The 22,569-nt window shown below is 62.5% G+C and carries 18 protein-coding genes; 14 read left to right on the forward strand and 4 right to left on the reverse strand.

What is annotated here, in order from left to right; translation table 11 throughout:
• Window positions 1-193 precede the first annotated feature (193 nt).
• From JL39_RS16200 to JL39_RS16210, 3 genes are all read right to left on the reverse strand, one after another.
• Window positions 194-1,177: a tripartite tricarboxylate transporter substrate-binding protein gene (locus tag JL39_RS16200; protein ID WP_037152626.1), complete on the reverse strand. Its 984-nt coding sequence runs from the start codon at window positions 1,175-1,177 to the stop codon at window positions 194-196.
• Between the two features lie 210 nt (window positions 1,178-1,387).
• Window positions 1,388-2,773: a sigma-54 dependent transcriptional regulator gene (locus tag JL39_RS16205; protein ID WP_037152628.1), complete on the reverse strand. Its 1,386-nt coding sequence runs from the start codon at window positions 2,771-2,773 to the stop codon at window positions 1,388-1,390.
• Entirely contained in the window at window positions 2,770-4,596 is a 1,827-nt protein-coding gene (locus tag JL39_RS16210; protein WP_280114089.1) for a sensor histidine kinase, read from the reverse strand. The genes JL39_RS16205 and JL39_RS16210 overlap by 4 nt, the downstream gene beginning before the upstream one ends.
• A gap of 241 nt (window positions 4,597-4,837) precedes the next feature.
• Between JL39_RS16210 and JL39_RS16215 the strand changes: the two genes are divergently transcribed.
• The 13 genes from JL39_RS16215 (at window position 4,838) to JL39_RS16275 (ending at window position 21,601) form a co-directional block, all read left to right on the forward strand.
• On the forward strand, window positions 4,838-5,332 hold the full coding sequence (locus tag JL39_RS16215) for a DUF4126 family protein (protein ID WP_037152631.1): 495 nt from the start codon (window positions 4,838-4,840) through the stop codon (window positions 5,330-5,332).
• Window positions 5,329-6,702, forward strand: coding sequence for an FAD-containing oxidoreductase (locus JL39_RS16220; protein WP_037152634.1), 1,374 nt, complete (start codon window positions 5,329-5,331; stop codon window positions 6,700-6,702). Before JL39_RS16215 ends, JL39_RS16220 begins: the two co-directional genes overlap by 4 nt.
• Before the next feature lie 103 nt (window positions 6,703-6,805).
• Complete coding sequence (asnB, locus tag JL39_RS16225; protein ID WP_052182915.1) at window positions 6,806-8,773, forward strand: asparagine synthase (glutamine-hydrolyzing); 1,968 nt, start codon at window positions 6,806-6,808, stop codon at window positions 8,771-8,773.
• A gap of 2 nt (window positions 8,774-8,775) precedes the next feature.
• Complete coding sequence (locus JL39_RS16230) at window positions 8,776-10,083, forward strand: lipopolysaccharide biosynthesis protein (RefSeq protein WP_037153635.1); 1,308 nt, start codon at window positions 8,776-8,778, stop codon at window positions 10,081-10,083.
• Entirely contained in the window at window positions 10,080-11,237 is a 1,158-nt protein-coding gene (locus JL39_RS16235) for a hypothetical protein (protein ID WP_037152637.1), read from the forward strand. The genes JL39_RS16230 and JL39_RS16235 overlap by 4 nt, the downstream gene beginning before the upstream one ends.
• Before the next feature lie 112 nt (window positions 11,238-11,349).
• Window positions 11,350-13,014 (forward strand): GumC family protein, encoded by a 1,665-nt coding sequence (locus JL39_RS16240; RefSeq protein ID WP_052182916.1) that lies wholly within the window; start codon window positions 11,350-11,352, stop codon window positions 13,012-13,014.
• Between the two features lie 2 nt (window positions 13,015-13,016).
• Entirely contained in the window at window positions 13,017-14,357 is a 1,341-nt protein-coding gene (locus JL39_RS16245) for an O-antigen ligase (protein WP_052182917.1), read from the forward strand.
• A complete protein-coding gene (locus JL39_RS16250; protein ID WP_037152641.1) occupies window positions 14,350-15,123 on the forward strand; it encodes a polysaccharide deacetylase family protein in 774 nt (257 codons plus the stop codon). Before JL39_RS16245 ends, JL39_RS16250 begins: the two co-directional genes overlap by 8 nt.
• Entirely contained in the window at window positions 15,120-16,382 is a 1,263-nt protein-coding gene (locus JL39_RS16255) for a glycosyltransferase family 4 protein (protein ID WP_244446905.1), read from the forward strand. Before JL39_RS16250 ends, JL39_RS16255 begins: the two co-directional genes overlap by 4 nt.
• Window positions 16,383-16,802: 420 nt before the next feature.
• Complete coding sequence (locus tag JL39_RS16260) at window positions 16,803-17,912, forward strand: glycosyltransferase family 4 protein (RefSeq protein ID WP_227705206.1); 1,110 nt, start codon at window positions 16,803-16,805, stop codon at window positions 17,910-17,912.
• Window positions 17,913-17,922: 10 nt separating this feature from the next.
• Entirely contained in the window at window positions 17,923-18,990 is a 1,068-nt protein-coding gene (locus JL39_RS16265) for a glycosyltransferase (RefSeq protein WP_081952866.1), read from the forward strand.
• Window positions 18,917-21,085 carry a hypothetical protein gene (locus tag JL39_RS16270; RefSeq protein WP_037152644.1) on the forward strand — a complete coding sequence of 723 codons (2,169 nt, stop codon included), beginning with the start codon at window positions 18,917-18,919 and terminating at the stop codon, window positions 21,083-21,085. The genes JL39_RS16265 and JL39_RS16270 overlap by 74 nt, the downstream gene beginning before the upstream one ends.
• Window positions 21,086-21,388: 303 nt before the next feature.
• Window positions 21,389-21,601, forward strand: a complete 213-nt coding sequence (locus JL39_RS16275) for a hypothetical protein (RefSeq protein WP_152601151.1) — start codon at window positions 21,389-21,391, stop codon at window positions 21,599-21,601.
• A gap of 143 nt (window positions 21,602-21,744) precedes the next feature.
• Here the strand turns inward: JL39_RS16275 and JL39_RS16280 are convergent, their stop codons facing one another.
• Window positions 21,745-22,257, reverse strand: a complete 513-nt coding sequence (locus JL39_RS16280; protein WP_037152650.1) for a ferritin-like domain-containing protein — start codon at window positions 22,255-22,257, stop codon at window positions 21,745-21,747.
• A 76-nt stretch (window positions 22,258-22,333) separates the two neighbouring features.
• Here JL39_RS16280 and JL39_RS31960 point away from each other — a divergent pair, with 76 nt between their 5' ends.
• Window positions 22,334-22,480: a hypothetical protein gene (locus JL39_RS31960; RefSeq protein WP_161784768.1), complete on the forward strand. Its 147-nt coding sequence runs from the start codon at window positions 22,334-22,336 to the stop codon at window positions 22,478-22,480.
• Window positions 22,481-22,569: the final 89 nt, after the last annotated feature.

The raw sequence follows: 22,569 nt of genomic DNA on the forward strand, positions 1-22,569 counted from the left end.
GTAAGGGTGGAGATGCTTGGCCGCGCTGCCCCTCATCCGCCTGTCGGCACCTTCTCCCCGCTTGCGGGGAGAAGGACCTGTGCCGCACCGGCTTCCCGAAACGTAAACGGTGGAGGTATGGCACGTCCCCTCTCCCCGCTCGCGGGGAGAGGGTTAGGGTGAGGGGCGAACTATCCAATCGCCGGTAAAAGTCTCAGTCCGCGTACTGGCCGGCAGCTTCGATGACCGGCTTCCAGCGGGCGATCTCGCCTTCCAGCTTGGCCTTGAGCGCTTCCGGCGTCGCATCGGCTTCCGGCGAAGGCTTGGTGCCGAGCTCGGCGAAGCGGGCTGCGACATTCGGGTCCTTCAACGCCACCTGCAACGCCTTGGAGAGCTTGTCGACCGCCTCCTTGGGCGTGCCCTTCGGAGCATAGATGCCATGCCAGATGCCGACTTCCATCTGCGGCAGCCCGGCTTCCCTGACGGTCGGCAGGTCCTTGAGCACGTCAAGCCGTTCCGGCGAGGTGACTGCATAGGCCTTCACGGTGCCGGCCTGGATCTGCTTGGTCGTGTTGGTCGTCTGGTCGCACATGATATCGACCTGGCCGCCCAGAAGATCGGTCATCGCCGGACCGGTTCCCTTGTAGGGAACGGTGACGAGCGAGGTCTCGATCGCGCTCATGAACAGCATGCCGCACAGATGCGAGGCGGCGCCGATGCCGGCATTGGCGACCGTCACCTTGTCCTGGTTGGCCTTGGCATATTCGATCAGGCCCTTGAGGTCGGTCGCCTCCATGTCCTTGCGGGCGAGAAGCGTCATCGGAACGTCGGTGACGAGGCCGACATATTCGAATGCGTTCAGCGTGTCATAGGGAAGCTTGCGGTAGAGCGTCGCGCTGGTCGCCATGCCGATATGATGAAGCAACAGGGTATAGCCGTCCGCCTCGGCATTGGCCACGCGGGCTGCCCCAAGCGTGCCGCCGGCGCCGCCGACGTTTTCGACGATGATCTGCTGGCCGAGATCCTTCGACATGGATTCCGCGACGAGCCGGGTGACGGTGTCGGTCGGGCCGCCCGCGGCGAAGGGCACGATCATGGTGATCTGGCGTTCCGGATAGCCTTGCGCATTGGCGGAAGCGGAAAAAAGCGAAAGTGCCGCAAGAGCGGTTGCGCCTAAGACGGCGTTCAGGATTTTCATCGGGGTCCTCCAAGATGAAATATATGGCAAAGCCGGCGCTCAAGTCTCCTCCGGCGCCAACCTGGCAGCCATTTGCTGCAAGCCGCGAAAGGCGTTCAACCGGTGCGAAAGTATTAAAACCGCATTTCTGCCGATATCGCGCCGCAACATGGGTGGATTCGGAAACAACGCGCAAAAAGCATGGGTGGATTTCCACCCATCCGGGAGCAGTCAGCCGTCTCTTTCGTCTTGAAGCAAGTGTTCCGGGCCGAGCAGTTTCTTGTCGAGCCCGTATTTCTGCATCTTTTCATAGAGCGTCTTGCGCGAAATACCGAGGGACTCGTAGACCGGTCTCAGCGCCCCGCCATGGGCGGCGATCTCGCCCGCAATCAGGTTCCGCTCGAACGCCGCGACCTTGTCGGCAAGCCGGCCCATCCCTTCCTTGCCCCCGTCCCGCACCGATCCGGCAGTTTCGCCTGGCTTTACGTCGAGGCCGAGCACCAGCCGGTCGGCGGCATTGCGCAGCTCACGCACATTGCCGGGCCAGTCGCGCTGGGCAACTGCCGAGATCATGTCGGCGGGCACATCCATATCCTCACGGCCGTAACGGGCCGCCGCCTCACGCACAAGCTGCAGGAAAAGCAACGGAATGTCCGCCCGGCGCTGCGCCAGTGACGGCACATGGATCGTCGCGACGTTGAGCCGATAGAAGAGATCGGCGCGAAAACGCCCCGCTGCGACTTCCGCTTCAAGATCAACTTTGCTGGTGGCGATGAAGCGCACGTCGAGCGGCACCATTTCGTTGGAGCCGAGACGGGTGATCACGCGCTCCTGCAGCACGCGAAGGAACTTCGCCTGCAGGTCGACGGGCATCGAGCCGATCTCGTCGAGCAATATCGTGCCGCCGCGCCCATGCTCGAACTTGCCGTAGCGGGGCCTGAGTGCGCCCGGAAAAGCGCCGGCCTCGTGGCCGAAAAGCTCGCTCTCGATCAGGTTCTCCGGCAACGCCGCGCAATTGATGGCAATGAAGGGCCTGTTGGTGCGCGGGCTGACGTCGTGCAGCGCCCTGGCCACCACTTCCTTGCCCACTCCCGTCTCGCCGATGATCAGCGTGTCGGCATCGGCGGCGCCGATCGCGCGGATGCTGTAGCGCAGGTCGACCATCACCTGGGTGCGGCCCGGCAGCCGCGTTTCGAGATCGTCGCGCTTGCCGGCGACCGCCTTCAGCCGCCGGTTTTCCAGCACGAGGCCGCGGCGATCAAGACCGCGGCGGATGATGCCGGCCAGATGCTGCGGCGTGAACGGCTTTTCCAGAAAGTCGTAGGCCCCTTCCCGCATCGCCTTGACTGCGAGTTGCACATCGCCATGGCCCGTCACCAGGATGACCGGGATTTCAGCATCGAGCTCGCGGATACGGTGAAGCAGCGTCATGCCGTCGATCCCTGGCATGCGGATATCGCTGACGACCACGCCGTCGAAACCGAAACCGGTGAGTTCCAGCACATGATCGGCATTGGAAAAAGTCTGGACGTCGAGGCCGAAAAGTTCCAACGCCTGTGCGGTCGAGCGGCGCAGTTCCTCCTCGTCGTCGACCAGCAAGACCCTTTGCCCGTTCACTCAGCCGCCTCCAGAAAGTTGCCGTCGGCGACTTGCAGCTCGATGAGAAAGACCGCGCCGCCTTCGGGGTGATCGGCGACGCTCAGACTGCCGCCGAAATCCTTGACGATATTGTAGGAGATCGAAAGACCGAGGCCCAATCCCTTGCCGACGCCCTTGGTGGTGAAGAAGGGATCGAAGATGCGCTCGCGGATTGCCGCCGCGACGCCCGGCCCGCGGTCGCGTACCGATATCGTCACCTTGTCCCCCTCACGTCCGGCGGAAACGGTGATGCGCCGGTCATCGAGCCCTTCGACCGCATCGGCGGCATTGGTGATGATATTGACCAGAACCTGCTGGAGCCTGACGGCGCCCGCCTTCACCGCCGGCAGCGCGGGATCGATCTTGATTTCGAGTGTTGCATCCGCAGCCTTGAGCCGCGCTGCGACGATTTCGAGCGTGTCTCGCATCGCCTCGTCCAGCGTGACTGCCCCGAGCTTTTCGTTCGGCTTGCGGGCGAAGTTGCGCAGGTGCTTGCTGATCGACGCCATGCGGTCGATCAGCGCCGAAATGCGGCTGACATTGTCTCTTGCCTCTTCGATGCGCCCGAGGTCGATCAATACACCGGTTGTCTCCGTATAGGTCTTGGCGGCCGCAAGCGGCTGATTGAGTTCGTGGGAGAGCGCCGCCGACATTTGCCCGAGACCGGCGAGCTTGCCGGCCTGGATGAGATCCGCCTGGGTCTGACGCAGCCGCTGCTCGGTGAGCCGCCGCTCGGCGATCTCCTCCTCGATGCGGCTGTTGACGCGGGCAAGATCGGCGGTGCGCTCGGCCACCCGCCGCTCGAGCTCGTTGCGCGCTTCCGCCTGCAACTGCATGCGCTCGTTCAACCGGGCGCGGCGCTGCACGATGATGGCAAGCGCCAGTCCGGCAAGACAAAGCGTCAGGAAGGCGGCAACGGTTACGGTCTGCGCCTGGACACGAACGGAACCGGTATCCATCAGGACATTCACGGTCCAGCCAGCCTCCGGCATCAACTGCGACACGACGAGATATTCCTTCTCGGCCCTGCCGTCGGCAATCATCATCACATCGCGGCCGGCAAAGCTTCCCCGTTTTACCGGCAGTTCGCGCAATTTCGCATCCGCATACCGGCGCGACGCTTCGGTGCGGGCGATCCGGTCCGGCGTCAGCGGCAGGATGCTCGCATAGAGCCATTCCGGGCTGCCGGTCATGAAGATGATGCCTTCCGGATCGGAAACGAAAATACGGTCGTCGCCACCGCCCCAGGAAGCCTCGATGGAATCGATATCCACCTTGAAGACGATCACACCGCGGATGACGCCGTCGATCTCGATCGGCGAGCCGAAGTAATAGCCGCGCTTGAGCGACGTGGTGCCGAGCGCATAGAACCGCGACTGCCGGCCCCCGACGGCATCCTGGAAATAGGGACGATAGATGAAATTCTCACCAACGAAGCTGACGGGGGAATCGTAGTTGCTGGCAGCGATCGTCTCGCCGTCCAAGGTCATCACATAGATGTCCGAGGATGTCAGAAGCGCGTTGATCTCCTTGAGATAGGCATTCGTGCGCGCCCGCAGGCCCTCGTTCTTCGGATCAAAAATGAGTGCCTCGATATTGTTCTGGTCGGCGATCAGCGCCGGCAGCGCCTCGTAGCGCTTCAGATGCCCGTCCAATGCCGACACCGCCAGGCGCAGCGTCGTGCCGGCCTGCGCCTCGGCCTCGTTCATATAGCTGCGCGCGGCAATCTCGCTGCCCTTCAAGACCAGCACCAGACCAATCGCTGCAAGTATGGCGAGCGGCAGAAGAATGCGATATCTCAACAGGTTCCCGGCTCCTCCATCCTCCCGGTGCTTCTAACGGAATTAGACGGCCATTTTAATCCTTGCACAACCGATTTCCATAAAATCCTGACACCGTACCGAATACACGCTTTGCGGGCGCTCAAGCCCTTTAAAGCAGACATATGCCAAGCTTTATACAAGTTTTGCTTGACCGGGTGCGAGGTCGGGAACAGTCTTGCAACCGGGCAGGTCAAGGTCGACAACGGCAAACGGGGGTCTCATGGTTTATGTGCTTGCACTTCTGATCGGCGTCGTGGCTGGCCTTCGCGCCATGACGGCACCGGCTGCCATCGCCTGGGCCGCCTATCTCGGCTGGCTCGATCTCTCCGGCTCATGGCTGGCCTTCATGGGCTCCGTCTGGGCCGTCGGCGTCTTCACGATCCTGGCGGTCGTCGAACTCGTCACCGACCAGCTTCCCTCGACGCCGAGCCGCAAGGTGCCGCAGCAGTTCGGTGCTCGGCTCGTCATGGGCGCTCTGACGGGGGCCGCGTTGAGCATGCCCGGTTTCGCGGCAATGGGGATGAGTTCCGTCGTCATCGGCGTGATCGCCGGTATCATCGGAGCGGTCGTTGGCACCTATGGCGGGGCCGCCGCCCGCTCCAGGCTGGCCGCCAGCTTCGGCAAGGACCCGCCCGCCGCCTTCATCGAGGACGCGGTCGCCATCATCGGCGCCTATCTCATCGTCGCCACTCTGCCCGTCCCGGTCACACCATGAGAACTTTTGACGCGATCATCATCGGAGCAGGCCAGGCCGGCCCGTCGCTTGCCGGGCGCTTCAACGACGCCGGCAAGACGGTTGCGATCATCGAGCGCAAGCATGTCGGCGGCACCTGCGTCAACACCGGCTGCAAGCCGACCAAGACGCTCGTCGCCAGCGCCTATGCCGCCCATCTCGCCCGCCGCGGCGCAGATTACGGCGTCGTGCTCGACAGCCCCGTGAAGATCGACATGCCGGCGGTAATGCGCCGTTCGCATCAGGTGACGCTCGATTCCCGCCACGGCAACGAAAGCTGGCTGGAAGGCATGCCGAAATGCACGCTGATCCGCGGCCACGCCCGCTTCGAAAGCAGGGATACGGTGCGCGTCGGCGACGAGCTTCTGACCGCTCCGCAGATTTTCCTGAATGTCGGAGGACGCGCCGCGATCCCGGATTTCGAGGGCATCGGCGACGTGCCCTACATGACCAACAGCGACATCGTCATGCTGGACCGGGTGCCGGTACATCTCGTCATCGTCGGCGGCAGCTATATCGGGCTCGAATTCGCCCAGATGTACCGCCGCTTCGGCGCGCAGGTGACAATCGTCGAAAAAGGCCCCCGCCTCATCGGCCGCGAGGACGAAGAGATTTCCGAGGCTGTCCGCGGCATTCTCGAAGCGGAGGGCATCAAGGTCCGCACCGGCGCGGAATGCATCCGCTTCAGCAAGCACAGGGATGGCGTCGCGGTTGGGGTGAACTGCACCGAAGGCGAGCCGGAGGTCATCGGCTCGGATATCCTGCTCGCGGTCGGCCGCAGCCCGAATACCGACGACCTCGGTCTCGACAAGGCGGGCGTGGAGACGGACGCACGCGGCTATATCAAGGTCGGCGAAGATCTCGCGACCAATGTCGAGGGCATCTGGGCGATGGGCGATTGCAATGGCCGCGGCGCCTTCACGCACACCGCCTATAACGACTTCGAGATTGTCGCGGCGAACCTCTTCGACGGCGAGAACCGCAAGGTCTCCGACCGGCTGCTCGGTTACGCGCTCTATATCGACCCGCCGCTCGGCCGCGTCGGCATGAGCGAGACGGAAGCGAAGAAGGCTGGCAGGAAGATTCTCGTCGGGCGCCGGCCCATGACCCAGGTCGGCCGCGCGGTCGAAAAAGGCGAGACGCAGGGCTTGATGAAAATCGTCGCCGATGCGGAGACGAAGCAGATTCTAGGGGCCGCGATCCTCGGCACCGGCGGGGACGAGTCGATCCACGGCGTGCTCGACATGATGAATGCCGGCGCAACGTTCGACGAGCTGCGCTGGGCGGTTCCAATCCATCCGACCGTCTCGGAACTCTGGCCGACCGTCATCCTCAGCATGCAGCCAGGGTGAACCTCTTTTGCACACAATTCGAATTTTACCGATCATGTAAGGGTACCGGCAAGCATTTCGCTTTATGAACGACGGCACTAGTCCCTGTTCATGATGGAAACAGATGTGCGGTTTTGCTGGCTTCATTGGTGAGGCATGCGGCTTCGGGAAGCCGGAGCGCCTCCTGTCATCGATGGCGCATGCGATCGCCCATCGCGGGCCGGACGGCCAGGGCGTGTTCGCCGCATCGGGTGTGGGGCTTGCCCATGTCAGGCTTTCGATCGTCGGCCTTTCTGACGGACAGCAGCCGATGACGGGCAGCGACGGCCGCTTCACGATCGTCTTCAACGGCGAGATCTTCAATTACGTCGAACTGCGTGACGAGTTGAAGGCGCGCGGGGTCGTTTTCCGCACCGGCAGTGATACGGAAGTGCTTTTGCAGCTTTATGCCGCTTACGGCGAAGCCTGCCTGTCGCGCCTCAACGGCGATTTTTCCTTTGCCATCTGGGATGCGCGTGAACGCCGGCTGATGCTGGCCCGCGACCGGATGGGCGTGCGGCCGCTGTTCTATGCCGAGCACAAGGGTGCGCTCTACTTCGCGTCGGAAATTAAGGCGCTGCTTGAAGTGCCGGGCATCGAGGCGGAACTCGACCCCGTCGCGCTCGACCAGATCTTCACACTCTGGACGCCGATCCCGCCGCGCACCGCGTTCAAGGACATTTTCGAGCTCGAACCCGGCCATCTGATGATCGCCGAGGGCACGCGAAGGGACATTCGCCCCTACTGGACCCTCGACTTCCCCGATGCCGGCGACCACAGGCAGGCCGATGAGGCTGCGAGCGAGGAGGAGCTGAGAGCGCTGCTGACGGATGCCACGCGTCTGCGCATGCGGGCCGACGTGCCGGTCGGCGCCTATCTGTCCGGCGGCCTCGATTCCTCGCTGATCACGGCGCTCGCTGCGCCGATGGCTCCGAACGGCCTCAATACGTTCTCGGTCACGTTCGACGACGCCGAGCATGACGAAAGCGCCTTCCAGATGGAAGTCGCCCGTGCGCTCGGCACACATCACCGCGCCGTCGCCTGCGGCCCGGCCGATATTGCCCAAAACTTCCCGGATGTCGTCCGCTTCACGGAGCGGCCGGTATTGCGCACCGCGCCCGCCCCGCTCTATCGCCTTTCCGGCCTCGTCCGCGAGGCAGGCATGAAGGTCGTGCTGACCGGCGAAGGCGCCGACGAGGTCTTTGCCGGCTACGACATCTTCCGCGAGGCGCGCGTGCGCCGCTTCTCCGCCCGCCAGCCGGGCTCGAGGATCAGGCCGCATCTCTTCCGCAAGCTCTACCCCTATCTCCCGGGCCTCAAACAGCAGTCGGCGGAGTATCTCGCCGCCTTTTTCGGCGCCGGCAGTGACGCGATGGACGATCCGCTCTTCTCGCACCGGCCCCGCTTTCGCACCACAGCAGCCGCCAAGATCTTCTATTCCGACGACCTGCGCGCTACGCTCGGCACTTACGACGCAGCCGAAGAACTCTCCTCGCGCCTGCCGGAAAATTTCGGCCGCTGGCACCCGCTGCATCAGGCCCAATACCTGGAAAGCCGCTTCCTGCTGCCCGGTTATATCCTGTCGAGCCAGGGGGACCGCATGGCCATGGCGCATGGCATCGAAGGCCGCTTCCCTTTCCTCGATCATCGGTTGGTGGAGTTCGCGGGTCGCCTGCCGCCCGGCATGAAACTGAGGGGCCTCGAGGAAAAGCATATTCTGCGCCGTGTGGCGAAGGACCTGTTGCCGGAGGCAATCAGCAAGCGGCCGAAACAACCCTATCGCGCGCCCGACAGCCGATCCTTCACCGGAAACGAAGAGCAGGCTTATGTCAGCGAAATGTTGAGCGGACAGGCCATCACCTCCAACGGCCTCTTCAATGCCCGGGCGGTGGAAAAACTTCATCAGAAGTGCCGTACGCAGCCTGTTTCTGGCTTCCGCGACAACGCCGCCTTCGTCGGCATTCTTTCCACCCAGCTCTGGCTGAAGAATTTTAGCTCCCGCGCGACGGCAGACATACCGAACCTCGCAGCGGCGGCAGGAGGCCGAGCATGACAATGCCCCACGCGATCGGAAAGCTGCGGCGCTATCGCGGACTCGTGCCGATGGCCATGTCCTATGCAGCTTCCGGCGGCAGCCTGATCGTCAGTTCGGCAGCCCAGCTCCTGACGTTTGCGATCCTCGCCCGATTTCTCGGCGTCCACGAATTCAGTCTGTTCGTGGCGATCACCGCGGTTGCGGCGATCGCCGTGCATCTCTGCGGCGTCGGTGCCACCGAATGCCTGGTGCGGCGCGTCGCCCGCGACCACGCCATGTACCCGGCCATGCTGGGGCACAACATCATCCTGATCTCGGTGAGTGGTATCCTGCTCGTCGTGATCGGCGCGATCATCCTGCCCTTCTTCTTTGAAGTCGCTCCCAACGCGGCTGTAAACAGCATCGAAATCGCCATGATGCTGGTGACCAACATCGTCCTGGTGCGCTGCATCCTCTTTTCCGAGCAGGTCTTCATCGCATTTTCCGATTTCGGTTCGGCCAACAAGGTGGTGATGGGCTTCGCGCTGATCCGCACCGCAGCCGCCGTGCTGGCCTGCCTCGTTTTCGGCGTCTCGACGCTCTCCGGCTGGATCGTCTGGCAGTTCGCCGCCCATGCGATCATGCTGGCCTTCTGCATCAGGGCACTTCGCAACCTCGGCCGGCCGCAATTCCGGATCGTCCGGGAAGAATTGCAGCTCGGCCTCTTCTTCAGCATTCCGTTCATCCTGAAGGCGGCGCGCCAGAACGCCGATCTCCTGGTGCTCAGCCTCGTCACCACGGCCGAGATCGTCGCAAGCTACAGCGTCGCGCGACGGATCATCGAAAGCAGCTATCTGTCCGTCGACGCGCTGAACCGCATCGTCTATCCGGGCACCGCCAAAGCGAGCCTCGGCGGCCTGCATCAGGCGACGGAGAGAGTCTCGAAAATCTTTGCGGCGGCGATCGCGATCAGCATCGGCGCTGCCATTGCAGTCTATATCCTCGCACCCGTCCTGCCCTATCTCTTCGGCCACGACTACACCTCGCTGGTGCTGTTCGTCCGGATCCTCTGCTGGGTCGTCATTCCGGTAACATGCTGGGCGATCGCCGTGGAGGCTCTCGGCGCAGCCGGCCACCAGGGTGCGCGTGCGTCCGTCCTTGGTCTGGGCAGCCTGCTCGGAGCGGCACTGGCCGCGTTGGCCACGTGGTACGCACCGCCCACCGGAACCTTCGTCTCATACTATGTCATCGAAATCGCGATGGCGCTCGCCGCCTGGGTGGTCTATTCCCACGTGGTCGGCAAGAGCAGGAGACAGGCAGGCCTTGCGGTTGGGGAGCCTGCCGAATGAATCTTCAGCCCGGCCTCATGCAGGCGCTTCGTCCTCAAACCTCCGTCGCTGCTCGTGAACATGCCCATGGCGTGCGACCGATGGAGGTTGCCGATCTTCAATCCGTCGGGCGGCTTTTCAACAAGGCGTTCCGCAGGAAAAACGAAGAGCCGCGCCAGGATCTCCTCGACTACCTCGATCGCGTTTTCCTGAAGAACCCCGGATATGCGCCGGATTACGGCAGCATCGTGCATGAGGATGGCGCAGGCCGCATCGACAGCGCGCTGCTTGCACTTCCGATGGCCTTTCACGCTGCGGGCCGCCGGATCACGGCCCGGCTTCTCTGCGCCTTCATGGCGGATGGCAAGGCAGGGTTTGCGGGTGCTGCGAGATTGGCGCGGGCGGTCCGGCTTTCACAACCCGACCTCTGCTTTTCCGACAACGCCTCCCCCGTCAGCGCCGATCACTGGACGACCGGCGGCGGCTTCATGCTGCCGATCCAGAGCCTCGAATGGCGCCGCACCTTCCGGCCCTTCCATACCGGGTTCAATCGCGTCCGGGAAAAGTTGCCGCTTGCCCGGTATCTGCCGCTTTCCCCATTCCTGAAGCCGGCCGATCTCGCCGCTAGGCGCCGCTTCGCAGCCTTCACGCCGCCGAGCCCCGAGGGCACGGCCTCCATCGAGGCGGGCTTCGACGAATTCTTCGCCTGCGCCGGCAGGATGACGGAACGCTTTGCCATCCGCCCGGACTGGTCGCGCGACGACCTGCTGTGGCTGATGGACACCGCTGCATCGAACATCTCGCTCGGCCGGCTCCGCTGCAAGCTCGTGGTAAACGGCCAGGGCGTCACGATCGGCTGCTACCTCTTCTTCGGCAAGCCGGGCGAGGCGGCGCATGTGCTCAACATCCTCTGTCTCGAAGGCCGCGAATTCGATGTCGTCGGGCAGATGTTCGCCGATCTCGCCGCATCCGGTTATGCCGCCGCCCATGGCACGGCTCAGCCTTTCCTGATGAATGCGCTGATGCGTCAGCGGCAGATGAGCTTCAAGCATCGCGGCTATTTCTGCATGGTGACCCGGCATTCCGATATCCGTGAAGCGGCGACCCGCAACGACATCTTCGTCGGCGGCCTGGCATCCGAAAGCTGGAGCCGCCTGCTGACGGACTTTCGATAGGACCAATGCCTTGGTTAACGCGATATTCATCGTGCTGACCTAGTGATTGACGCGATGTTATTTGCTGAAACGCGGTCTCTCCCATGCGAAGGCTGCATGGCTGGAGGTGTGCATGTACCGGCCGAAGGAGCCCGAGAACCGACGACCGGCATCATATGCTGCGTCCACCGGCCAGGGCACCGGCATGCCTTATCGCGGCTCGCTTCTCGATCGCCTCAATGACGACCGGTTCGAAACCGGAAAGCGGATCGAGGATGAGCGCGATGACGATCATGACGAATACTGGCGGCGCCCGACCCCGCGGCAGCCAGCGCCGGACCGTTTCGAGGAACCCGAAAAGCCGGAGAAATCCTCGCTCGACGGCATCATAGAAGCGCAGGTCCGCAGCCTTTCGGAAATCACGCCGGGAGACATTCTCTCCTGGCTGCGCGGCGGGCTGCGCTGGATCATCGTCATGACCGTCATTGGCGTGATTGCGGCCTTTCTCTATTCGGCAACCGCCACGCCCCGCTACACGGTCTACACGGACCTCATCATCGATCCGCAGAACCTCAACGTCGTCAACGACGACGTCTTCGCCTCCAACCCGCAGCGAGATTCGCAACTGCTGGAGGTCGAAAGCAGGCTGCGCGTGCTCACCTCCCGCAATGTCCTGATGCAGGTCATCAGGGACATGAAGCTGACCGAGGATCCCGAATTCACCAAACCGAGCCTGCTTGCGCCGCTCTACCGGGTGATTTCCGGCAACCGGCCGACCGGTGACAAGGAACTCGGCGTCTTGATGGAACTCGGCGACCGGGTGAAGGCAGGCCGGGAAGAACGCTCCTTCGTGGTCACGCTCTCGGTCTGGACCTCCGATCCGGAAAAGTCGGTCAGGCTTTCCGAGGCGATCGTCCGCGCCTTCGAGGCGGAACTCTTCGAATCCTCCGCCGACAGCGCCGGCCGCGTCGCCGCAACGTTGACCGGTCGACTGGACGAGTTGCGCGCCGCCGTGACGGACGCGGAGGAAAAGGTCGCGCAGTTCAGGCGCGACAACAATATCCAGGAATCCAATACGGGCGAGCTGGCCAGCACCCGCATTTCGAGCGCACTCGACACCCAGGTCCTCGACGCGCAGCAGAAGCTGATCCAGGCCGAGGCACGCTACAACCAGATGCGGTCTGCCGTCGCCGACAGGCGCACGGTCACCGCGACCGTGTTCGACTCGCCCAGTATGGAAACGCTGAGGGCGAGCTACAACACGCTGCAGCAGCAGATCGGTTCGCTGACCCTCACCTATGGTGCACGGCATCCGCGCCTGATCTCCATGCAATCCGAAAAGACCGCGCTCGAAAAAGCCATAGCCGACGAGGCGAACCGCATTCTTCAAAGTGCCAGGACCGACGTCGACGAAGCCCGCTCGACGCTCTCCCAGTTGCGCAGCAAGGCGGACGCGGAACGTTCGACCGTCTTCACCAACAACGACGCCCAGGTACGTCTCAGGGAACTGGAGCGGGATGCGCGCGCCAAGGCCGCCGTCTACGAGACCTATCTCGGCCGCACCCACCAGATCACCGAGCGCCAGCAGATCGACACGAGCAACGTGCGGGTCATCTCCCCGCCCGTGCCGCCGAAGACGAAAAGCTGGCCGCCGCGCACGCTGATCCTGCTTGTGGCAGGCGCGATCGGTGGCTTCATGGCCGGTACTGGCCTTGCTCTGGTACTGGGATTGTGGGGGCATCTCGGCGATGCCCGTGAACGCTTTGCCTATACGCAGAGATACGCCTTGAGGGGTTGACCATGCGCAGCCCCGCCGCCGCAGCGATAAGTTCACCTGAGATCGACCATCGCAGCATGATCGGCTCGCTGCTGTTCATCGCCATATTCCTGTTCGTCGCGATATCGATCAATCCTTTCTACGATCTGACACTGCCTTCATCCGCGAGCATCGAAACCGACAATTCCAGCAGGCTCAACCAGCTTCTGTTCATCTTCCTACCGCTCGGCGCACTCGCCTGCGCCATGATGACCCCGATGCGGGGCACGCTCCTGCAGCCGTGGTGGCTGATGCTGACACTTTTCCTCTGGCTTCTGTTCGTCTCGCTCATCTCGAACCACAGCTTCAACGGCCTCAAGGCGCTGTTCGTCACATCGCTGATCGTCGTCGGCGCCAATGCCTGCCTGCTGCTGCCGCGGTCCGAAACCCATTTCGCCAAGCTTCTGGCGATTGGAACGCTTGCCTGCATCGGGCTTGCCTATTACGGTATCTTCTTTCTGCCGTACTTTTCCATCCATTCGGCTGCAGAGGTTTCCGAACCCATGCATGCCGGGCTATGGCGCGGCTATTTTCCGCACAAGAACAATGCAGCGGCCGCCATGGTGCTGTTTGCCTTCTGCGGCATATTCATCATGCGAACCTGGTCGCGGCTGGTGGGCCTGACAATAGTCGTCAGCGCAACATGGTTTCTCATGCACACCGGCGGCAAGACCGCTTCGGCCATGCTGCCGGCAATTATCCTGCTGGCCTGGCTGTTCGAAAAATTCCCGCTCCTGCGCATCCCGCTTTCCTTCGGCGGGGTCGCAGCCTTCAACCTCGTCGCCGTAGGCGCCGCCCTTTCCCCGGCCCTGAGCGAACTGGTGACAAGCCTCGGCGTGGATGCGACCTTCACCAACCGCACCGATATCTGGCGGCTCGCCTTCAACGCGATTTCGCAATTCCCGATGACCGGTTTCGGCCTCAAATCCTTCTGGCGCACGCAGGAACTGGTCTATGGCGGCGAAGGTCTGGAGACCTGGGCCATCCAGGCGTCGCATGCGCATAATTCCTATGTGGAGATCCTGCTGATCGGCGGAATACCCGCCCTCGTTCTTTCCTTGATCTGGTTCTTCGCTGTGCCGCTGCGGAGCTTTTCGAAGATCGGCGCCCAGGGAAAGATAAGTCATAGCGGACGGCTTTTCCTGCGCATCTGGCTTTACATGATCTTCACCACGTGCCTCGAAAGCCTCCTTTATGAAAGTTCGGCCGGCTACATCATCGGCTGGTTCCTGTTCTGCATGGCGATCTTCGGGCTCCGTTACGAGGCGAATGCGGTCCATATCGAGGAGGAATCGATGCGAAGAGGGAAGCCAGCCCATGCCTGATGCATTGGAGGCAATGGGCAGCTTGATCGACCGGGTCAGCAACCGGCTCATCTGGAAGATGGCCCCGCGAACCCGTACGGTCGCAACCGATGTTCCGATCGTCTCGTTCACGTTCGATGACGTGCCGGATACGGCCCTGACCCACGGCGCGGCGATCCTGGAGAAATACGATGCGCACGGTACGTTCTACATCGCCGGTGGCATCGAAGGTCTGGTCGAACCGGACCGGACCTTGATCAGCCGCGAAGGCTCTCTCGAGCTTTTCCGCCGAGGCCACGAGATCGGCTGCCATACATTCGCCCATCGTCGCGTCCGCTCCTACGGCTCAGCACTGGCCGACGACCTCGACAAAAGCGCCCGCTATCTGCGTGGTATCGGCATTCCCCGCCCGGCCACCAGCTTCGCCTTCCCCTATAACGCCGCCTGGCCGCCGGCACGCCGTGAACTCGCCAGCCGCTACCGGACCTGTCGAGGAGCCGGCGAGGCGATCAACCGCGGCGCAGTCGACCCGTTGATGCTGCAAGCGGTGGAAATCCGTCAACCCGAGGAACATGCCCACGGGCTGACCTGCTGGATCGATGAGGTTGTGAACAATCCTGGCTGGCTCATTTTCTTCACCCACGACATTACCGAAACGCCGACGCCTTTTGGCTGCACGCCGGGGACTTTCGAACATCTGGTCCGTCATGCCCATGAAAGCGGATGTCGCATTTTGACGATAGAGGCGGCAGCGCGCGCCATGGGCTGGGAGGCTGATCCACGATGAACGCTCCAACGAATGTCCAGGTGACGATGGCGGACACACGTCGCCTTCTCAACATCAACAACTATTTCTACCGGCGCGGCGGCGCCGAGGCGGTGTTCTTCGACCATACGGCGCTTTTCGAAGAGATCGGCTGGAATGTCGTGCCCTTCGCCATGCAGCATGAAAAGAACCTGCCCTCGCCATGGTCGGACTATTTCGTATCCGAGATCGAATACGGCCGCGAGATCGGCTTGAAGGACAAGGTCGCGCAGGCCGCGAAGGTCATCTATTCTTTCGAAGCGCAGCGCAACCTGAAGCGCCTGATCGACGAGGCACGCCCGGACATCGCACACGCGCATAACATCTATCATCATATCTCGCCGGCGATCTTCTCCACGCTGAAAGATGCCGGCATTCCGGTGGTGATGACGGCCCATGACCTGAAACTCGCCTGTCCCTCCTACAAGATGCTGCGCGACGGAGCGATCTGCGAAGACTGCAAGGGCGGCCGCATTCACAACGTCGTCGTCAACCGCTGCGTCAAGGGCTCGCTGCCGCTCAGCGCCGTGGTCTTCGCCGAGACGCTCCTCCACCGGAGCCTCGGCCTCTATCGCAACAAGGTCGACCGCATCGTCGTGCCGAGCCGCTTCTATTGCGAGAAACTGATCGAATGGGGCTGGCCCGCGCAAAAGCTGGTCCATATCCCGAACTTCGTCGATGTGGATCATTTCTCCACCGACTGGACGGAGGGCGATTATTTTGTCTTCGCCGGTCGACTGGCGCCCGAAAAGGGCATCGCGACACTGATCCGTGCCTGCGCCAGGGCGGGCCAGAAGCTGGTGATCGCAGGAACCGGACCGGAGGAAGCGGCTCTGAAGGAAATTGCGCATTCGACCGCAGCCGACGTCACCTTCGCCGGTTACCTGTCGGGCGAAAATCTCTTCCGGCTCATCGGTCAGTCGCGCGGCCTCGTCCTGCCTTCCGAATGGTACGAGAATGCGCCGATCAGCATTCTGGAAGCCTATGCGCTCGGCCGCCCGGTCGTCGGTGCCGCAATCGGAGGCATCCCGGAAATGATCCGGGAAGGCGAGACCGGGCTGACCGCCACCGCCGGTTCGGTGGACGGCCTGGCAGAGGCGCTTGCAGATCTCGCCTCCCGTCCGGCCGCCGAGCGGGCGGCGATGGGACAGGCGGGCCGCGCCTGGATTGCCGATGAATTCTCACGGGCGGCCTACCGCCGGAAAACGCTTGATCTTTACCAATCCCTTACCGGGGTTTGACGGTCGCAAAAGCCGATTCCCAAAATAGGTCGAGTGTCTTCAAATTTTTCCGCCGCTTTGCTCAATAACTGCACAACTCCTTTAAAATCTTAGGATTTTTCTTGCCGGTATAAGAAGGTTCCCTCCGTAGAACCGACGCCAGGAAATGATTTCTGGTATCGGTGGATGGACAAGAAAATCAACACGTCGAGCAAACGGCACCCGCAGTCTGCCCGGAAGCTTCCGGAGAACCTGTCGTCGCTCGAACAGATCCCTGCGCAGTTGCTGCAGGCCCAGGCTCTTCCGCGCCCCGATCCGGCCGGGCAGCGCCGCATCGAGCGTGTCGTCGTCGGCCAGGCACCACGCCTCTCGCCTGCCCTACCCGACGTCGTCAACGCTCCCGACATCCTTGTGGGGCGCGAGACCCCTCGCCAGCGCGTCATGATGCTCGGCCTCCGAGGCATCCCGAATGTGCAGGGCGGCGTCGAAAAACATGTCGAAATGCTTGCCCAGGAACTCGTCGCACGCGGCTGGGACGTCGAAGTGCTCGGCCGCCGCCAGTATCTCGCCGAACAGAAGGGGTCGATCTGGCGCGGCATCCGCATCGCGCCGCTCTGGGCGCCGAAATCGATGCTCTTCGAGGCCTTCGCCCATACGCTCATCGGTGTCCTCTATGCCGCCGTCCGCCGTCCTGACATCCTGCATATCCACGCGGTCGGCCCCGGCCTGCTGACCCCGCTGGCGCGTCTTTTCGGACTGAAGGTGGTGATGACCCATCACGGCTACGATTACGACCGCGAGAAATGGAGCCCGACGGCAAAAAGGGTGCTGAAGCTAGGCGAGCGGCTGGCCATGCGGTTTGCCAGCGCCAGGATCGCCGTCTCGCGCGATGTGGCGGAGACGATGAAGCGTCGGTACGGCGCGAAGGTTGCCCATGTCCCGAACGGCGTGACCGTGAGGCCGAGCCTCGTCGGCAAGGCGACGCTCGACCGGTTCGGCCTGCAGCGCCGCCGGTACATCGTCATGGTCGCCCGCTTCGTGCCCGAAAAGCGCCAGACCGACCTGATCGCCGCATTCGGGAAGCTGAAGCAGACGGACTGGAAACTGGTCCTGGTTGGCGGCGCCGATCACCGGGGCACGACCTATGCGAAGGAGATCGAGGAGATGGCGGCACGCGTTCCGAACGTCGTGCTGACCGGCTTCCAGAGCGGCGAAGAGCTGGCCGCACTGTTCTCGCAGGCAGGGCTCTTCGTCCTGCCGTCGATCCACGAGGGCATGCCCATTTCACTCCTCGAAGCCATGGGTTACGGCCTGCCGGTGCTGGCAAGCGATATCGTCGCCAATCACGAGGTGGAATTGCCACCGGAAGATTATTTCCCCGCCGGGAATGTCGATGCCCTTGCCGAGGCTCTGGCACGCAAGATCGCCGAGCCCTTCGGTCACCAGACCGCCCTGTCGCGCATTCGGGAAATGGAACGGACCTATGCCTGGCCTTCCATCACCCGCAGCACGCTGGAAGTCTACAAATCCCTGGTATCGTCGGGAAAATGAAGGAGCGGCCGTGAGCGTATCGGTCATCATCAAGACGCTGAACGAGGAAAAGCGGATCGCCCGCACGATCGAATTCGCGCTGGCAGGACTGCCCGGCGGTCGAGGCGAGGTGATCGTCGCCGACAGCGGCTCGTCGGACGCCACCGTCGAGATCGCGTCGCGTTATCCGGTCCGCATCGTCCAGATCGAAAACCCCGCGCGTCCGAGCTGCGGCATCGGCCCGCAACTCGGCTTCCAGTATGCGCGGCAGGATTTCATCTGCCTGATCGACGGCGACATGGATCTCGATCCCGGGTTCCTCCCCGAGGCGCTTGCCTATCTCGACCGTCATCCAAAGGCCGGGGGCGTGACAGGCCATGTCGAGGAAATGATGCTCGACAATCTGGAATATACGCGCCGCGTCCAGCGCAATGCCCCGGAAAACCGCACCGGCGCCATCGACCGGATGAACGGCGGCGGGCTTTATCGCCGTGCTGCGGTCGAGAACATCGGCTACCTGACGGACAGGAACCTGCACGGATACGAGGAGTTCGACCTTGGCATCCGGCTTCGCCATGCGGGCTGGAGCCTCTTTCGCCTCGACCGCCGCTTCGTCCGGCACTACGGCCACAACGTCAATTCCTATCGCCTGCTCGTCCGCCGCTGGAAAACCAAATATCTCTTCGGCATCGGCGAATTGCTGCGTGCCTCGTTCGGAAAGCCCTATTTTGCCCGGCTCCTGACGGAATTGCCGGAGCTCCGGCTCTGGGCGCTGGTAGCGGCCTGGATCCTCTTTTCGCTCGGGTTGCTGATCGCCATCCCGGACAAGCTCCTTGCGCTGGGATCGGTGCTCGGCATTTTCGCAGCCGTCGTTGCGCTGATGTCGTGGCGGAAGGGTAATTTCAAGCTCGGACTTTATACGGTAGTCGCCTGGCTGTTCCACACGATGGCAGTGCCCTTCGGCTTTTTCGCCCCACGGCGCGATCCCGGCGGATGGGTGGAGAGCCGGGAGATCGGAGACGGAGATGAAAAGACTGGTCCGCATCCTGGCAGCGGCGCTCGCGCTCACGGTTTCGACCAGCCCAGCCTGGCCGGCTGACTGGCTTCCGGTCCGGGAGATTTCGCTTACCATCGCCCCCGGCAGCCCGCTCGATTTTTCCGGCTTCCTTCCGAACGGCCCCATCGACGGGGATAGCCGGCTTGTCGCCGGAACGGACGGCCGTCTGGCAAGAGCCGGCGCGCCGGATAGGCCGGCCCGCCTGTTCTGCGCCTCGCTCGCGTGGAGTCCAGCATCCGGCGGCTTTCCGAACCACGCGGACGCGGATGTCTACGCAATACAGCTCGCGATGCATGGCTACAACATCGCCCGCTTCCATTTCATTGACGGAAGCCTGATGTTCGGCCGGCAGAAGGATTTCGATTTCGATCCGGAAATCCTCGATCGCATCCACTACCTGATGGCTGCGCTGAAGAAGCACGGCATCTACTGGATGGTCGACGGGCTCACCTCCTGGCGCGGCGGTTATGGTGGTCATGACGACCGGTGGGCGCCCTCCGAAGGCCTCAAGCTCGAAGTCAATTATCAGGACAGGGCCTTCGCCCACTGGAAAAGGCTGGTCACGGATTTCCTCACCCGGGTCAATCCCTACACCGGCATCGCCCCGATCCGCGACGACGCGCTCGCCATGGTGGTCCTCGTCAACGAAAACAGCATGGAGTTCGAGACGGTTGTCCATGACCGGGCAGGCCGCCCCTATCCGGACAGCCTGCGCCAACCATTCAACACCTGGCTGCGCGAACGCTACGGCTCGACCCAGGCGCTTAGGGCCGCATGGCCGGATCTTCGGGCGAACGAACGGCTGGAAAATGCCTCGGTGCGCCTGCCCGTCGAACGTTATACCGATAGTCCGCGTCTGCGCGATCTGCAGGCATTTTTCGTCGAGACCGAGAAGGACGCACTTGCCCGCATGACCAGGGTCTTGCGGGAGCTCGGTTATCGCGGCCTCGTCAGCGATTACAACAACTGGCCGACGGTGCAGACCGGGCTCACCCGCCAGAACCTCGAAGCCGTCACCATGAACACCTACCAGGACGGCGTAATGAGCTATGAGCCCGGAGCGAAGATCAAGAACGAAAGCTCGCTCGCCGATGCCGGCTCCTACATGCGCATGGCCGCCGCAAGCCGCTGGCTCGGTAAGCCTTTCGGCATCACGGAATACGATCATCTCTTCTGGAACCGGTATCGCTACGAGGCCGGCCTCGTGATGCCCGCCTATGCAGCCTTGCAGGGCTGGGACATGCTCTGCCGCCACGGGCACGGACCGATCGCCCTGCAATATGGCGAGCCCTTCCCCCACAAGCGCGCCATGCTGCCCTATGCGATCGCGCTCGATCCGGTCGCCCGCGCCGGTGAGACGCTCTCCGCCCTCCTCTTCCGGCGCGGCGATGTCTCCATGTCGCGTAACACCATTCCCTTCCTCGTCCGCGGCGAGGAGGATTTGACGGATGACATGCAGGCGACCGAGCCCGACACCCTGACCGTGCTGTCGCTCGTCTCCCGCATCGGCCTCAGGCAATCGGACGGATTGCGCGAGTCGCTTGCGGTCAATCAGCCGCGCGGCGAGGCAGACGCCGGCAAACTGCTGGCGGCCATGAAGGCCTCGGGCCTGCTGCCGGAAAACAATCGCACCGACCCGGCCCAGGGCATCTTCCAGAGCGATACCGGAGAACTACTGCTCGACAGGGATAAGCGCAGTCTGACGCTATCGGCGCCGCGCACCGAAGCCGCCGCCTTCGTGGCACTGGATGGCCCGATCGATCTCGAAACGATCCGCATCGAACGCGGGGACGGCGACGCACTTTTTGCGGCCTCGGCGCTCGATGGGGCCGCATCTCTCGCGACGGCCAAGCGCATGCTGCTGATCTTCGCGACCGACGCCCGCAACACGAACATGCGGTTCCGGGATCGAGAGGAGAAGGTGATCGAGGATTTCGGCACCTTGCCGGTCTTGATCCGCAAGGGCACGCTTTCGATTGAATTCAAGCATCGAACCGGTCGCTGGCGGCTCTCGCCGGTCGGACTGGACGGCGTCGTACACGCACCGCTTCAAAGCGGCAATGGACCGTTGCGCTTCCAACTCAACAACGACACGCCGGCTGGTCCCGCCACATTCTTCCTGCTCGAAACAGACTGATCGTTCGGGCGTCCAGCCGAACCGACCAAGCATTCGCGGAAACGCTAACTCGGTAGCGAAGCCCGGGCAGACAGAGCAGTTTCACGATCACGAGGCAAACCATCTGGACGCGTAGAAAGCACTGTCATTCACGAGCAGGTGAAAACGGAACAAAACCACCCGCTCGAAACCGATCCGTCTTCGTTCTTGGCTTGCAAAGGGTAGGAGAAAGAGTCATCTTTCGGGCATCGCCAGCTATGGATAAGGGCAGCGGCGACTGGAAGACAGGAGCGCTTTCGCCCCCAGATAGTGGAGGCTGAAAAGATGAATCCGGCAGTTCTGACAAGCACTTTCGAACCGAATGAACTTGCATTTCTCAAGCGTCTTTTTGACGGTCTCTGCGCCGAGCGCGGGCTGACCGGTGGAAGCCTTGCCGCCAACGACCTTGCCGCAAGGATCATCCAGCTTTACCAGCAGGGCGTGCGGGATGAAAAAGACCTGCAAGTCCAGTTGGATTGCGGAGCTTTGAGAAACTGACATCGCGGCTGGGATCGAAAGCTGGAGCGCTGAGCCTTGTGGCGTCCGGATATCCTGCTCGGGCTTCCTCCTCGCATCAGCTTTGCTTCAGCCAATAAAACTCTCCTAAAAAGGTCTCACCATCCACTCTGGCCGGCCAAAAACTATCTCTTGGCCATAAGGTCCCGTTCGTCCCGCATCAGAAATATGCGAGTGATCGGATCGAGATTGGCTTCCAGCCAGTCGGCCATGGCAACTTCTTCCGCGAGGATGCGCTCGAAGACAGCTTTCGCCTCCATCTCCTCGAGTTCGTCGGCTGCAGCGATCAACACGCGATAGCTGGCTATTTCGAGATGCTCGAACGCATAGCTCGTCATCGCGCCCTTGACGACCTCGTCGCTGGTGAGCATGCCGCCGACACCCTGGGCCTTCGCGGCAAGCTTCGCCGCCATGTCCTTGAGCGTCACTGCGCCGGTCCAACCCGATAAATGATCAAGCAGGTCCTTCAAGGCCTGCGCATGCGCCTCCGTTTCATGAAGGTGCTGGACGATCCTGGCCTTGAGGTCGGGGTAGCTTTCTATCCGGCGCGATTGGTCGGTCAGCATGGTGACCGCCTGTTCCTCCATGGCATGGGCTGCGCGAAGCCAGGCCAGGAAATTGTCTCGAGCATGTGCCATTCTCATTTCCTCGCAAAACCGGTTTGCCGCCCGACAGGCGGATCGCAAGCAGTTTACTAGCCATAGGGGCAAGATCATGACGCTGACAACCAGAACGACCTCAATCGTCGGAGCCAATATTCCGGTGCTGCTGTTGCTGGCGGCCGGGCATTACCTCAGCCGCATATCGAACGACACGGCGCAGGGAAGCGACCCCACGAGCACCGGCTCCACGAACCGATAGGAACTGTTGGATCTTGACGGTTTCCGAAACGGCGATTTGCGAGGAACAATCACCATGCCGGACGGTTGTGGGCTGAATAACAGGGAGTA

Source organism: Rhizobium sp. YS-1r (assembly GCF_000757525.1).
Taxonomy (GTDB): Bacteria; Pseudomonadota; Alphaproteobacteria; order Rhizobiales; family Rhizobiaceae; genus Neorhizobium; species Neorhizobium petrolearium.